General features: G+C 61.0%; 13 protein-coding genes. 6 read left to right on the top strand and 7 right to left on the bottom strand.

All coding sequences use genetic code 11. The features are described 5' to 3' along the window. Position 1: 1 nt before the first annotated feature. The 7 genes from B4920_RS09970 to dnaA form a co-directional block, all read right to left on the bottom strand. Positions 2 to 1,381: a ThiF family adenylyltransferase gene (locus B4920_RS09970; RefSeq protein ID WP_079434506.1), complete on the bottom strand. Its 1,380-nt coding sequence runs from the start codon at positions 1,379 to 1,381 to the stop codon at positions 2 to 4. Then, a complete protein-coding gene (locus tag B4920_RS09975) occupies positions 1,378 to 2,625 on the bottom strand; it encodes an E2/UBC family protein (protein WP_139379478.1) in 1,248 nt (415 codons plus the stop codon). Before B4920_RS09975 ends, B4920_RS09970 begins: the two co-directional genes overlap by 4 nt. A 33-nt stretch (positions 2,626 to 2,658) precedes the next feature. Then, positions 2,659 to 3,210, bottom strand: coding sequence for a DNA-binding protein (locus tag B4920_RS09980; protein WP_079434508.1), 552 nt, complete (start codon positions 3,208 to 3,210; stop codon positions 2,659 to 2,661). 9 nt (positions 3,211 to 3,219) lie between these two features. Further along, positions 3,220 to 4,323 carry an ATP-binding protein gene (locus tag B4920_RS09985; RefSeq protein ID WP_139379479.1) on the bottom strand — a complete coding sequence of 368 codons (1,104 nt, stop codon included), beginning with the start codon at positions 4,321 to 4,323 and terminating at the stop codon, positions 3,220 to 3,222. Between the two features lie 119 nt (positions 4,324 to 4,442). Continuing rightward, positions 4,443 to 6,917 carry a DNA topoisomerase (ATP-hydrolyzing) subunit B gene (gene gyrB / locus B4920_RS09990; protein ID WP_079434512.1) on the bottom strand — a complete coding sequence of 825 codons (2,475 nt, stop codon included), beginning with the start codon at positions 6,915 to 6,917 and terminating at the stop codon, positions 4,443 to 4,445. A 73-nt stretch (positions 6,918 to 6,990) separates the two neighbouring features. Next, on the bottom strand, positions 6,991 to 8,097 hold the full coding sequence (gene dnaN / locus B4920_RS09995) for a DNA polymerase III subunit beta (RefSeq protein ID WP_079434514.1): 1,107 nt from the start codon (positions 8,095 to 8,097) through the stop codon (positions 6,991 to 6,993). A gap of 88 nt (positions 8,098 to 8,185) precedes the next feature. After that, complete coding sequence (gene dnaA, locus B4920_RS10000; RefSeq protein ID WP_079434515.1) at positions 8,186 to 9,652, bottom strand: chromosomal replication initiator protein DnaA; 1,467 nt, start codon at positions 9,650 to 9,652, stop codon at positions 8,186 to 8,188. A gap of 294 nt (positions 9,653 to 9,946) precedes the next feature. Here dnaA and rpmH point away from each other — a divergent pair, with 294 nt between their 5' ends. From rpmH to B4920_RS28770, 6 genes are all read left to right on the top strand, one after another. Beyond that, the gene (gene rpmH / locus B4920_RS10005; RefSeq protein WP_079434516.1) at positions 9,947 to 10,081 is read left to right on the top strand and encodes a 50S ribosomal protein L34; all 135 of its coding nucleotides are present in this window, start codon (positions 9,947 to 9,949) and stop codon (positions 10,079 to 10,081) included. Positions 10,082 to 10,169: 88 nt separating this feature from the next. Further along, positions 10,170 to 10,514, top strand: coding sequence for a ribonuclease P protein component (gene rnpA / locus B4920_RS10010; RefSeq protein ID WP_173862656.1), 345 nt, complete (start codon positions 10,170 to 10,172; stop codon positions 10,512 to 10,514). After that, entirely contained in the window at positions 10,511 to 10,720 is a 210-nt protein-coding gene (gene yidD, locus B4920_RS10015; RefSeq protein ID WP_079434517.1) for a membrane protein insertion efficiency factor YidD, read from the top strand. The genes rnpA and yidD overlap by 4 nt, the downstream gene beginning before the upstream one ends. Positions 10,721 to 10,766: 46 nt before the next feature. Further along, on the top strand, positions 10,767 to 12,413 hold the full coding sequence (gene yidC / locus B4920_RS10020) for a membrane protein insertase YidC (RefSeq protein WP_079434519.1): 1,647 nt from the start codon (positions 10,767 to 10,769) through the stop codon (positions 12,411 to 12,413). After that, positions 12,394 to 13,740, top strand: coding sequence for a tRNA uridine-5-carboxymethylaminomethyl(34) synthesis GTPase MnmE (gene mnmE / locus B4920_RS10025; protein WP_079434521.1), 1,347 nt, complete (start codon positions 12,394 to 12,396; stop codon positions 13,738 to 13,740). The genes yidC and mnmE overlap by 20 nt, the downstream gene beginning before the upstream one ends. Before the next feature lie 375 nt (positions 13,741 to 14,115). Beyond that, a complete protein-coding gene (locus B4920_RS28770) occupies positions 14,116 to 14,556 on the top strand; it encodes a hypothetical protein (RefSeq protein WP_139379480.1) in 441 nt (146 codons plus the stop codon). The last annotated feature ends 136 nt before the right edge of the window (positions 14,557 to 14,692 follow it).

The following is a 14,692-nucleotide window of genomic DNA, read 5'->3' on the forward strand; positions in this document are numbered from 1 at the left end:
CCTAGTGCGTCCCAAGTACCGGCAATCCAAGAAGGGGCTCAACAGCACCTGCGCCCAACAAGGGGGTTAACTTCACAGTAAATGCAGATTCAGCCTCACGCTCCTCAAAAGCTTCTGCGAGCATAAAACGTATGCGCGCGAACTCGCGATTGGCCTGCTGCCGAAATGGATACGTTCTGGCAATAAACTCCATAACGGATGCACTGGAGGCACGCATGTTGAGCGCGATAACCGCAGGTGCTTGTTCCGGCATCCCCTCGATGTACCCTGCCCGAACCTGATCCGCATGCGCAGTTGGGTCGGCCTCGGCTAACGCCTCTGCATGGAGCAATGCAGCGCTATACACCCCACGATCTGCTAGGCTACTCCCTCCTGGATATACATAGTCCACCCGCCCAGTCACTTCTGAGATGGCCAAACCTTCCGGAGTCTTGCGTGTGGGAATGGCGACGCCCACATCCACCAACGGTAGAAGGAATGTCGCCGCCAGTCGATCTGCAACCATCCTGCCTCTAAGCCTGTCAACGCAGCAAAAAATGACATCTGCCTGCGATGCAGCAAGTACCGCGCGCCTGCTCATCACATCAGCATCGATGCCTGTGAAAAAGGGATCGGACCTCAACTGATTGATGCGCTCGGCAAACATGTGGACCTTGGCCTTCCTCTGTTTTGCATCAGTCAAAGTGGTGTTGAGTATTCGATTGAGATTCTTCTCCTCAACATGGTCATGGTCGATGCCGATGACGTGCCCGAAGCCCAATCGACAGAGTTGCTCAGCGGTCACGGAACCGGTACCCGAAACGCCTATGACGCAAGCCGTCAGTCGCCCAAGCTCCTGGCTCATGTCGGGAGTGAACGCCATCGGACGCCGTTCTGGGGCCGCAATACTGTCACGCCACCAAAGGTTAAGGTTATCCCCAGCGACCGAGACCAGATCAACTGGGGTAACCACACTGTTCGGCGCATAAATGCGACCAAAGATACGACCATCCGGCAGCATCACGGCGGAGCCATGATCGGCTTTGATCGCCTCTTGGAGACACGGGATCACCTCGTTATCACTCTCATCGTCAATACGAGAGAAGTCAGGGTAGCCCGTTGGATGGGAGTGCAGCAGCATGATGCTTAAACCCGCTGGCTCGGCAAGATCAATCGCAGCCTCGATGAAGGAGCCAGGCCAACACAGCGAGTTCTCAGTTCGACGACTGCAAGCGTGATGCGGCACCAAGACCACATCTTTCACCAGAAGCCGGAAGCGGGGTGCAGGCACACGCGTGCACACAAGCACAGCCGCTGCCTCCTTGCCATCCCCCGGAAAGAGGTGAGCTTGTAACTGTTCATGTGCCGCCTTTGTCAGGCTCAGCGTCGTGGCGGGCATCATTCGCCCAACTCCTTTGCCAAGCAGGTTTCAACCAACGCCATGTGTGTGCGCACACTGTCGGAGTTCGGATCCCACGCGCTCGCGCCATTGCGGTGGCGCGACCACCCTTGAAAGGTCGCCCCCTTGATCGTTGCCCGCACTTGCGTGCTTGGGACTTCCTGGCCATTGACCAGTGAAACGAAGGGCAAGAAGTAGAACATGTCGATCTGCGCAGCCGGATAGTCCAACAAGATGTCAAAGGCCAGCAGTACCTTGGTTTGCGAGAAGCCTTCGGGAAGCGGGTAGTCATGGACGAGCAACCAGCGTCGCAGTGCCCCAGAATCTACATCGCGCTCGATAACCGTTTCCCATGTGAGACCCAGACCATCCAGGTACTGGTGGTCCTGCGGCAGCAACTGAAATGCGCGCGTCGGGACAGCTTGGTTGCCATCACCGTTGTCGACGTTTCGCTGCATGAGGCGGATTTTCTCAATGCCAGGCTGGCGCAGGTCCACCACAAAATCGCTGGCAATTTCTTGCTTCGGCTGACCATGGACAATTAGATAAATGTGCCACGATTTGTTCGGATCGTAGCCCGCGCGCACCATGGCTTCTGCCACCTTGACTTCCGGCTGGGTGTACTCAAGCAAGACGCCTTGGATCGATAACATCCAAGTCTGTGGCTTGATCCGCGAGACGAACTGTTCAACACCCGGAAGGGTCAGGTCAGCGCGCTCATTGAAGGCAACCACCACGCGCTCCTCTTGACCGATCAACTCGATCTCCAGTTGAGGGTGATTTCCTACGAGCACTCGCAACAGTTCGCCCGAAATAAAACGGTACGGCCACTCGTACTGTTTGCCATCAATGGTGAAGCGGTACGTCCGATCCCCGGAGGACACCACAAACTTGTTTCCGAGCGCCAAGTTGATGCGCTCGTCAAGTCGGATGCTCTCAATCCCACCGTCGTGCAGCATCTGAAGCACGATCTGTTCAGGCGTCACAGGGAGCCCGAACAAAGAGAGGATGTCTTCACCACGCGGCTCATGCACGTAGGTCGGAGCGCACACACGCATCGTGCAATGCTCATCGCTGATCAGGTGAAGTTCTTGTTCGGAAGGGGGCGCCATATGGACACCGATTTCGTGTTGGCTGTTTGTCATGGGTTTGCTGTGAGTGTTCATCACAAAGTACTTTCTGATTAAATTAATCCGTTTAACTTGAGTCGAAACAGCATGGCTGAGGACTTGGGTAAAGCCTATCACCCAGCTCTGCTTAAAGCAAGCTGTTTATCCAGATTATTTGATAGCGAGGTACTTGAACTCGATGCCACCCGTTTCGGCCACTTCTTCAACACGCAAGAAGTAGCCTTGCAGAACGAGGTTCTTCAGTCTTGTGCTGGCGTTCTGGACCGACAAGCCAAGATCGGCGGCGACCTGAGAGGTCGTGACTTGGCCCTGTTGGAGTACATAGCTGACGAGCGTCTTAGTCGCCTGGTTCATCTCAGGGCCGATCACTTCGAACTCTTGGCCGTTCCAAATGACCAGTGGCTGCGCCTTTGCCAAGGCCGCATAGCTCCAGTTGTCAATCAAATCTCTGTTATGCAGATCCGTGAGGTAGAACCCTCGCTCACCACGTAACTGCTTGGCCAGTGAAATCACACTCTCACGGGGGAAGGAAGCATCAGTGGCCTCAATGCCTGCCAAAGATATGCCGAACACCCGAACAGCCGGGCGAGCCTCCACAAAATCCGCCAAACCACGGAAAACAGCCTTCCCTTGGCTATTGCCGAACGGACGATCACTGTCCGTGAAGTCGCGGAGTTTCACGACGATGGGATTCTGATTCATTTTATCAGTTTAAACAGATCTACCGGGAGCGTCAAGCATGAAGTCGAAACAGATGTGTGTCCCCTCGACTCGCACCAGGTTGATGTCATGAGTGAAGGTCACTCGATCATTGGAATGATGAATCTGTAGCTCGAAGTCTCGCTGCCGAACAGAGATCCGAGCCCGAAATTTTTTGGCAAACTCCCTGGATCGCTTCAATCCCAAACCTCGCCCTTCTGCTTCAACCTGACTGATCTGGCCAGACGAGAACACCTCTTTGAGTAGCGCAACCCCGGCGTGGTCTTTCGAGGCAGCGATCTTTTGTGCCACTTTGGGGTATCGCTGCTCAAGTACGGCCTCCAGTGTCCCTACAATGCCTAGACCGCTGTCTGAAATCACAGTTTGGATGTGATGAGTAGCTTTGTAGAACTGGAGTCCCGCAAAGCCTGGCGTACTCGCCTTGGAGTGTTCCAAAACATTGGAATACAGCTCAGACAAGATGGTCATCACGGCAACTGTATAGCTATCGCCCGCACAACTAACAAAGCTTCGCTCGAGCAGCTTTGGGATATCGCTTTCTTCGTGTGCTGGATCTATGGCCCGGAACTCAATAAGACCGTCATTATTCCCTCTGTACTGCCGCGACAGGCCTCGTTTGGGCCGCTTCGGCAACACCTGAATTGCGTCATTCAGATGGTCGAAGAAGCCCAGTCTATCCAAATATGACAAAGTAACCCGAGCTTCGTCAAAATCCAAAATCACCGTCTTGCCTGCCCGAGCAAGTTGATTACTAAGCGCCAGCAATCGGGCCAGCGCCTCCAACATCATGCGAGAACCCTTCTTTAGACTAAACACCACCCGCTGACACGGGGAGTCCAACGGAGAGCCGGCCTTACTCAACAACTTCTCAACATCTTTGGCAGCAAGCCAAGTCTTGCCCCCAAATTCAACACTTAACTCCACTGGCGCCACCAAAGACCAACAAGACGCCTCGTCCTGCTGAAATGTGTCCTTGTGTGCATGGAGCAAAGCGTTGATGGTGGGACGCTCAAGGCCAAGCCGAGAGGCAATCGTCCTCGCCTTCAAACCGGGGTTCTGACGGACAAAGTCTCGAATTTTTTCTAGCATATCCAAAACATCTCTAAAGCTAGACGCCCATGAAAAAAGCTCCCAAGGGAGCTTTTTTCATTATCTCTGTCACCAATATTTCACTATATTGGCAAAAATTTCACTAACCGTGTCAATCGACACCCTTACACGTCGATATTCCGCGCATACAGCGCGTTCTCTTCGATGAACGCCCGGCGGGGTTCGACGTTGTCGCCCATCAGGGTGGTGAAGATCTCGTCGGCGGCGATGGCGTCGTCGATCTGGACGCGGAGCAGGCGACGGACGGCAGGGTCCATGGTGGTTTCCCACAGCTGCTCGGGGTTCATTTCGCCAAGGCCTTTGTAGCGCTGCTTGGAGATGCCGCGTTCGACTTCGTTGAGCATCCAGCGGATGGCGTCGGCGAAGCTGGTGACGGCTTGCTGCTTTTCGCCGCGGCGCATGACGGCGCCGGGGCCGATGAGGCCGGAGATGGACTCGGTGGCCTGGCGGATGGTGCGGTAGTCGCCGGCGTTGAGGAAGTCGCCATCGATGCGGCTGAGCTTGCGGTTGCCGTGGTGCATGCGGGCGATTTCGAGCGTCCAGGCTTCGCTGGTTTCGTCGTGGCGGGCCTCGATGGTAACGGCGGTGCCGACGGCGGCCTGCAGGCGGGCGGCGGAGTCACGGGCAGCGGCTTCGTCGGCCAGGGACAGGGGCAAGTCGTTGGCGAGCAGGGCGTGCAGGACGGAAGAGTCGATCCAGTCGGCGAGGCGGCGGATGACGGCTTCGGCCAGCAGGTAGGTGCGGGCGAGGCCGCCGAGGGCTTCGGAGTGGATGGGATCGGCACCCTCGCTCGGGGTGAGGGCGGCACCTTCGAGGCCCAGCTTGAGCAGGTGGGCGTTGAGCTCGGTGTCGTCCTTGATGTACATCTCGTTCTTGCCGTGCTTGATCTTGTAGAGCGGCGGCTGGGCGATGTAGATGTGGCCGCGCTCGACGAGCTCGCGCATCTGGCGGTAGAAGAAGGTGAGCAGCAGGGTACGGATGTGCGCGCCGTCCACGTCCGCATCGGTCATCAGGATGATGCGGTGGTAGCGCAGCTTTTCGGGCTTGAAGTCTTCGGGGCCGATGCTGGTGCCGAGGGCGGTGATCAGGGTGGTGATCTGCTCGGAGCTGATGAGCTTGTCGAAGCGGGCGCGTTCGACGTTGAGCACCTTGCCGCGCAGCGGCAGGATGGCCTGGAACTTACGGTCGCGGCCCTGCTTGGCGGAGCCGCCTGCGGAGTCACCCTCGACGATGTAGATTTCGCACAGGGCGGGGTCTTTTTCCTGGCAGTCGGCGAGCTTGCCGGGCAAGCCGACGCCGTCGAGGACGCCCTTGCGGCGGGTCATTTCACGGGCGCGGCGGGCGGCTTCGCGGGCGCGGGAGGCTTCGACGATCTTGCCGCAGATGGTCTTGGCGTCGGCGGGGCGCTCGAGCAGGAAGTCGGCAAGCTTTTGGGCGACGACTTCTTCGACGGCCGGGCGGGCTTCGCCGGAGACCAGCTTCATCTTGGTCTGGGAGGCGAACTTGGGGTCGGGCATCTTGACGGAGAGCACGCAGGCGAGGCCTTCGCGCATGTCGTCGCCGGAGATGTCCACCTTGGCCTTCTTGGCGATCTCGTGTTCTTCGATGTACTTGTTGATGACGCGGGTCATCGCGGCGCGCAGGCCGGTGAGGTGGGTGCCGCCGTCGGCCTGCGGGATGTTGTTGGTGAAGCACAGCACCTGTTCGGCGTAGCTGTCGTTCCACTGCATGGCGACTTCGACGGTGATGGGCACGCCGTTCTGGATGGATTCGCCGCTGGAGTGGAAGACGCTGGGGTGCAGCACCGACTTGGCGCGGTTGATGTATTCGACGAAGCCGGAGACGCCGCCGGCGAAGGCGAAGTCTTCTTCTTTGCCGCTGCGTTGGTCCACCAGGCGGATCTTGACGCCGTTGTTGAGGAAGGACAGTTCGCGCAGGCGCTTGGCGAGGATTTCGTAGTGGTATTCGACGGTGCCGAAGATCTCTTCGTCGGCGAGGTAGTGCACCTTGGTGCCGCGCTTGGTGGTGTCGCCGATGATCTTCAGCGGGCTGGTCTCGATGCCGTCGACGACTTCGATGACGCGGTCCACGGCATGGCCGCGGTTGAATTCCATGAAGTGCTTGTGGCCGTCACGGGCGACGGTGAGGCGCAGCCACTTGGAGAGGGCGTTGACGCAGGACACGCCGACGCCGTGCAGGCCGCCGGACACCTTGTAGCTGTTCTGGTTGAACTTGCCGCCGGCGTGCAGCACGCACATGACGATTTCGGCGGCGGAGCGCTTGGGCTCGTGCTTGTCGTCCATCTTGACGCCGGTCGGGATGCCGCGGCCGTTGTCGGTGACGGAGATGGAGTTGTCGGCGTGGATGGTGATGACGATGTCGTCGCAGTGGCCAGCGAGGGCTTCGTCGATGGCGTTATCGACGACTTCGAAGACCATGTGGTGCAGACCGGTGCCGTCGGAGGTGTCGCCGATGTACATGCCCGGCCGCTTGCGCACGGCCTCCAGCCCTTCGAGCTGCTGGATGCTGGATTCGTCGTAGTTGTCGGCGGGTGCGGGTTGTTGCGGCGTATCGGACATGGCGTTCTCGGTTCAGCGGGTACAGCAGGACGCCCCCGTACGGGGGCTCGCAGTCGGATGGTGATGCGACGGATCAGATCCGCATCGGCATTACGACGTACTTGAAGTCGGCGTTGTCGGCGAGGCCGAAGAGGGCGCTGGCGTTGCCGTCGTTGAAGCGGATCTCGATCTCGTTGGCGGCGACGTTGGTCAGCACGTCGAGCAGGTAGGTGACGTTGAAGCCGATGTCGAGGCTGTCGCCGGCGTAGTCGACTTCGAGTTCTTCCAGGGCTTCTTCCTGCTCGGCGTTGGTGGACACCAGCTTGAGGCTGCCTTCGGAGAGCATCAGGCGCACGCCGCGGAACTTCTCGTTGGTGAGAATGGCGGCACGCTGCAGGGATTGCAGCAGGGCCAGGCGGCTGGCCTTGACCAGCTTGGGGTGGCCTTGCGGGATGACGCGTTCGTAGTCGGGGAACTTGCCGTCGATGAGCTTGGAGATGAGCTCGATGTGGCCGAAGCGGAAGACGATCTGGTTGCCGACGATGGTGACTTCGAGGGCTTCGTCGGAGTCGGCCAGCTGGCGGGCCAGTTCCACGACGGTCTTGCGCGGCAGGATCACGTCGGTACGGGCGAAATCACCGACCAGCGGGGAAGCGGCATAGGCCAGGCGGTGGCCGTCGGTGGCGACCATGCGCAGCACGTCGCCGGAGACGACCAGCAGCAGGCCGTTGAGGTAGTAGCGGATGTCCTGCTGGGCCATGGCGTACTGCACCAGCGCCAGTTGCTTCTTGAAAGCTCTCTGGGTGGTGGTGAAGTGGATGCCTTCGCCTTCCGGCGGGGCCAGGCGCGGGTAGTCGGCGGCGGGCAGGGTCTGCAGCTGGAAGCGGCTCTTGCCGGCCTTGAGGGTGATGCGCTTGTCGTCGAGCGTGAGGCTGACGTCGGCGGTGTCGGGCAGGGCGCGCAGGATGTCCTGCAGCTTGCGGGCACCGACGGTGATCGCCACGTCGTCGGCGCCATCGACCGCGGTGGTGCTGTTGCGGATCTGGATTTCGATATCGGTGGCGAGGAGGGTGAGGGACTCACCCTTCTTCTCGATCAGCACGTTCGAGAGGATCGGCAGGGTGTGACGCTTCTCGACGATGCCGGATACCGATTGCAGCGGGGCGAGAAGGGCGTCGCGGGGCGCGGTGAAGAGCAGCATGGACTGAGGTCTCCGAATCGTTTTTACAGGGGCAGACACCCGGCGGCGGGCATCCGGCCTTCAATCTTGATGGCACAAGGTTTCATCATCATCCTCGCAGGACCTGGGTCAGGACGTGCAGATCATGGTTGAGCTGGGTGTCGCCGAGGCGCAACTCGGCGATGGTGCGGCAGGCATGCAGCACGGTGGTATGGTCGCGGCCGCCAAAGGCTTCGCCGATGGCCGGCAGGCTCATCGGGGTGAGGTCCTTGGCAAGGAACATGGCCACCTGGCGCGGCCGCGCGATGACACGCGTGCGCTTCTTGGAGTGCATGTCGGCGACCTTGATCTTGTAGTAGTCGGCGACGGTCTTCTGGATGAACTCCGCGGTGAGCTGCCGGTTGTGCGCGTTGAGCAGGTCCTTGAGGGCTTCCTTGGCCACTTCGAGGCTGACGTCGCGGCCGTGGAAGCGGGCGAAGGCGAGCACCTTCTTGAGGGCGCCTTCGAGCTCGCGCACGTTGGAGCGCAGGTTCTTGGCGATCAGGAAGGCGACGTCCTCGTTCAGGTCGATACGCTCGGCTTCGGCCTTCTTCTTGAGAATGGCGACGCGCATCTCGAGCTCGGGCGGCTCGATCTGCACCGTCAGGCCCCAGTCGAAGCGCGAGATCAGGCGGTCTTCCAGACCCTGGACGTCCTTGGGGTAGGTGTCGCTGGTGATGATGATCTGCTTCTTGGCCTCGGTGAGGGCGTTGAAGGCATGGAAGAACTCTTCCTGGGTCCGGTTCTTGTTGTTGAAGAACTGGATGTCGTCGATGATCAGCACGTCCAGCGAGCGGTAGTAGCGCTTGAAGACGTCGAAGGATTTTTGCTGGTAGGCGCGCACCACGTCGGCGTAGTAGTCCTCGGCGTGCACGTAGCGGATGACCTTCTTCGGGTCGTGCTTGAAGACGTAGTTGCCCAGCGCGTGGATCAAGTGGGTCTTGCCGAGGCCGACGCCACCGTAGATGAACAGCGGGTTGTAGGACACGCCGGGGTTCTGGGCCACCTGCAGGGCGGCGGCGCGGGCCAGGTCGTTGGCGCGGCCGGTGACCAGCGTGTCGAAGGTGAAATCGGGGTTGAGGCGCGACTTGTCGTAGTTGACGGCTTCGGCGGAAACACCGGCATCCGGCGCCTGCGGGCGCAGGCCTGCCGGTGCGGCGACCGCAGGCGCCGGCGCAGCAGCAGGGGAGGGCACGGCGGGTGCGGCACCGACGGGAGCCACGGCAGCGGGGGCCGCTGCCGGACCGGGCCGGCGCAGGCCGCCCGCCGGCGCCAGGCCAACTTCGATGGTCGGCAAGCCGCCGAAATATTCTTCGCCGAGTTCCTCAATCCGCCGCAGGTAGCGATCACGCAGCCACTGGCGATGGAAGTTCGACGGAGCGACCAGACGCAGTCCTACCCCTTCGTCGTCCAGCTCTTCGACGCGCAGGGGAAGGATCCAGGTCTTGAACTGCTGAGCGGGCAATTCCTGCTCCAGGCAGCTCAGGCAATGCGTCCAGAACGCGGCGCATTGGGACGACGATGAGGCTTCGGGCACGATCTAAGGGTGGGCTTTGTAAACAGCGGAATGCGCGCGGATTCTCGTTATACGGGGCGCACCGACACACGGTCGGGGCAGCCGGACATGCGCGCAAGGGGGTCCGGCCAAACGCGTATTGTACCCTCCCGGCGTAGACTTATCCACAGCTTGTACACTCCACCGGCCCGACCCCGCACGCCATCACCACGCCCTACAACTAAGGGGCTTGCGCAAAAACGTCAAAACGTGCTTGACAAACAGTGGGTTAACGTATCAAATTGCGCGTTTGACTCAACTTTTCGGGCACGAAAAATGAAACGTACTTACCAACCTTCCGTCGTCCGTCGCAAGCGCACCCACGGCTTCCTGGTTCGCATGGCCACCCGTGGCGGCCGTAAGGTCATCGCCGCTCGCCGCGCCAAGGGCCGTCATCGCCTCGCCGTCTAAGGCCGCAGAGGCCACTTCCCCTGTCGACAGCGACAATCGCGCGGCAGAGGAAGCGACACCCCAGGCAGGATTCGGCTTCGGCTCGTCCTTGCGACTGCACAAAACGGATGAGTTTTCATCCGTTTTTGCTTTTCGGCGCGTGCTGCGCGGACGGTACTTCGCCTTGCATTACTGCCCGAACCAGGCCGGCAGCGCCCGCCTCGGTGTCGTCGTCGCCAAGAAGCTCGCCAAACGTGCCGTGCTGCGCAATCTGGTGAAGCGGATCGGCCGCGACGTATTTCGTCATGCCCAAGCAAGCTTGCCGGACTACGATCTGGTGTTACGATTGTCGGCTAAGGTTGGCGACGTAACGAGACGCACCATGCGCGAAGACATGCTCGCACTGTTCGAGCGCTTGCCCAAAGCAGGCCGCGAAAGCAAGGCACCGCGATGAAACGCGCCGTGCTGGCCCTGTTGCAGGCCTATCGTTACGCCATCAGCCCCATGCTGGGACGCAACTGCCGCTTCGTTCCGTCCTGTTCCGAGTACGCCGTGGAGGCCGTGGAACGTCATGGCGCCCTGAAAGGCTCGTGGCTCGCCGCGCGGCGGGTGTGCCGTTGCCACCCCTTCAGTGGCGGCGGCTTCGATCCCGTGCCCTGATCCCTCTCCTCCGGTCCGCCTCAACCCCTTCCTGACACTGACACCGATGGACAACCGTCGCCTGATCCTCCTTCTCGTCTTCTCGTTCTCGCTGGTCATGCTGTGGGACGGCTGGCAGAAGCACAACCAGCCCAAGGTTCCGCCTGTAGCTGCCGCCGGCAGCGGCGCAGCCACCGGCGTACCCACGCCTACCGCCACGGCTGCCGCCCCTGGCGCCGCCGCCGTGCCCGGCCAGGCTGCTGCAGTAGCCGCAGCGCCCGCCGAGATCGCCACCGCGCGCACCGACCTGCTGGTGGCCGAGGTGTCTGCCCAAGGCGGCGACATCATTCGCCTGGAGCTGACCCAGCACAAGGCAACCGACGACCAGGCGCGCAACTATGTGCTCTTCGACAATGGCGAGAAGCACAGCTACGCGGCCCAGACCGGCCTGATCGGTAACGGCCTGCCCAATCACAAGACCGTTTTCGCGCTGAGTACCAAGAACGTCGCGCTGAAGGACGGCGAGGATGCCGTCACGCTGCGCCTCGATGCACCGCCGACCGCCGACGGCGTGAAGGTCAGCAAGCTGATCACCTTCCACCGTGGCAGCTACACGGCGGACGTGAGCTACGAGATCGCCAACGGCAGCGCAGCCCCGCTGGCGCCCCACGCCTACTTCCAGTTCACCCGTGACGGCAAGCCCGCCGAGCAGCCCGGCGGCTTCGGCGTCCAGACCTTCACCGGCCCGGCCTTCTACACCGAGGCCGAGAAGTACCAGAAGGTGAAGTTCGAGGACATCGCCGACAAGAAGGCCAAGTTCGTCACCAAGGCCGCCGACGGCTGGGCCGCGATGGTCCAGCACTACTTCGTCGCCGGCTGGGCACCTAAGGAAGGCGAGCGCGAGTTCTTCGCCAACCAGATCAGCTCCGACCTGTACTCCGCTGGCGTGATCGTGCCGGTGGCCAGCATTGCCCCCGGCCAGACCGGCAAGCTGTCGGTGCCGCTGTACGCCGGCCCGCAGGAACAGAGTCGCCTCGACCAGTTCGCCAAGGGCTTCGATCTGGTGGTGGACTACGGCTGGCTGACCATCATCGCCGCGCCGCTGTTCTGGGTGCTGCAGTGGTTCCACAAGCTGACCGGCAACTGGGGCTGGGCCATCATCCTGGTAACCATCGCGCTGAAGGCGCTGTTCTTCCCGCTGTCCGCCGCCAGCTACAAGTCGATGGCCAAGATGAAGACCCTCGGCCCGCGCCTGCAGCGCCTCAAGGAGCAATGCGGCGACGACAAGATGAAGCTGCAGCAGGCCATGATGGACCTCTACAAGCGCGAGAAGGTCAATCCGCTGGGTGGCTGCCTGCCCATCCTGATCCAGATTCCGGTCTTCATCGCCCTATACTGGGTGCTGCTCGGCGTCGTCGAGATGCGCGGCGCGCCGTGGCTGGGCTGGATTCACGATCTGTCGGTGAAGGATCCGTTCTACATCCTGCCGCTGATCATGGGCGCCACCAGCCTGATCCAGACCCGCCTCAACCCGGCGCCGCCCGATCCGATCCAGGCCAAGGTGATGATGCTGATGCCGATCCTGTTCACCTTCATGTTCCTGTGGTTCCCGGCCGGCCTCGTGCTGTACTGGGTGGTGAACAACTCCCTGTCGATCGCCCAGCAATGGCAGATCAACCGGATGATCGCGGCCGGTGGCAAACCCGCCGAGTGACACCATCGCGGCGATTGCCACCGCGCCTGGGCGTGGTGGCATCGGCGTGGTCCGGATCTCCGGGCCGAAGCTCTCCGCGCTCGTGGCCAGCTTCTCCGGCCGTGAGCCGCAAGCCCGGGTCGCCCAGTTCGCCCGCTTCCGTGACGGCAGCGGGCAGCTGATCGACGAAGGCCTCCTCCTCTACTTCCCGGCCCCCCACTCCTTCACCGGCGAAGACGTCATCGAATTGCAGGGCCACGGCGGCCCGGTGGTCATGCAGATGCTGCTGGCCCGGTGCCTGGAACTCGGCGCCCGTCTAGCGGAACCCGGCGAATTCACCCGCCGCGCCTTCCTCAACGGCAAGCTCGATCTCGCCCAGGCGGAAAGCGTTGCCGACCTCATCGAAGCCTCCACCGCCGCAGCCGCCCGCTCGGCGGTCCGCTCGCTGACCGGCAGCTTCTCAAAGGAAGTCCATGGCCTGTGTGATCGCCTCATCGACCTTCGCATGCTGGTGGAAGCCACGCTGGACTTCCCGGACGAAGACGTGGACTTCCTCGTCGAGGCACGAGCCTTCGAACGCGTCGCGGTCATCGTCAACGAGCTGTCTGCGATCCTCGACCGCGCGGCTCAGGGCAGCCTGCTGCGCAACGGCCTGCACGTGGTGCTGGTCGGTCAGCCCAACGTCGGCAAGTCCAGCCTGCTCAACCGCCTCGCCGGCGAGGAGCGCGCGATCGTCACCGACATCGCCGGCACCACCCGCGATGCACTGCGCGAGACCATCCAGATCGAGGGCATCCCGCTCCACATCACCGACACCGCCGGCCTGCGCGACACCACCGACGAGGTCGAGAAGATCGGCATCGCCCGTACCTGGCAGGAAATCGACCGGGCCGACGTCGTCGTACGGTTGGTGGACGTACGCAATGGCGCGACCGATGCCGATGCAGCCATCGACGCGCGCCTGCCTGCCGGCGTCGAACGGATCACCGTCTTCAACAAGGTCGACCTGGTAGAGCGTCAGCCTGAACGGCTGGAGGGCCAGGAAGGCGTCCAGCTTTTCCTGTCCGCCAAGGCTGGCCAAGGCGTCGACCTGCTTCGCAGCGAGCTGCTGCGCGTGGCCGGCTGGCATCGCCACGGCGAAGACGTGATCCTCGCCCGCGAACGCCACCTGGTGGCACTGCGGACCGCACTAGCCCACACTCAGGCAGCACTGGAAAATCGTCAAGCCCTGGAACTGATGGCCGAGGAACTGCGCCTCGCGCAGGAAGCCATCAACGAAATCACTGGGGAATTCACGCCGGACGACCTTCTCGGGGTCATCTTCTCGCGCTTCTGCATCGGAAAATAGCGAGACTTCCGCAGCATTCCAACGCGATCCACCGCCCCCCTCAAGCCCGCATAACTGCGGGCTTTTTTGTTCCGCAGTGTGCTTGTATACGCCGGGTGGATCCACGCAGGTGAAGCCCCCCTCCAAAGCGAAATCAAATGACTATGAGGCGGCAGGCCTTGAATTGCCCGGAATCTCCTGGGGTTTGCGTCACGGGGACAGAGAGCCGCATGAGCCGGCCGTTTTCCGGACCCCTTAGGTTGTTGTTTCCCATTATCGAAAAATCAGTGAGAAATCTGACCTGGCCATGGCGTGACTTTTCGTTTCAATAGGCATATCGCTTGTCGCAATACGGTAAATTCATACTGTCTCTAGGGCGATGGCAAGGGGGAAAGTATGGACGCGAAGTGGAAATCGAACGTTTTTGCGTTGCTGCTGGCGAGTGTCTCTTGTTTCTCAGCTCAGGCACAAACCACGCTTGGCGAGATACTCGACAAAGGGGGGCACGTTCTCGAAAAAGACGAACTGACCAAGACTCTTGTTGGCGCAAACTTTTCAGGTGTTCGAGCCAGCGGCGGCACCATCGATGCAAGCGTGAATGCAGACGGACGTATCGGGGGGTATTTACAGAATCCAGGGCGTGCGGCGCTTAACTTCATCGGGGTCTGGAAAATCGCTGATGATGGACGGTTCTGCTTTGACTACAAAGCCAATGCCCCCAACACACTCCCCGCAACAGCTTGTACTTACTACTTCCAGCTTGGGGATGAGTATTTCGTCTCGTCATCGAAGTCGGATCTGGCAGCATCTGTCACGCCAAGAAAAATCAGACATTGAAGTTCCTTCGATCAGACCGACGCACTTCAAGAACCGACCCGCCCCAGTGGCGGGTTTTGCTTTTTGGCCGGCCGGTACGCAGCGAAATACGCACTGAATCGGCAGTTTTAGACGTGGAGTTGGTTAATGGACTGGC

Origin of the sequence: Zoogloea sp. LCSB751 (assembly GCF_002028455.1) — a bacterium.
Lineage (GTDB): Bacteria > Pseudomonadota > Gammaproteobacteria > Burkholderiales > Rhodocyclaceae > Zoogloea.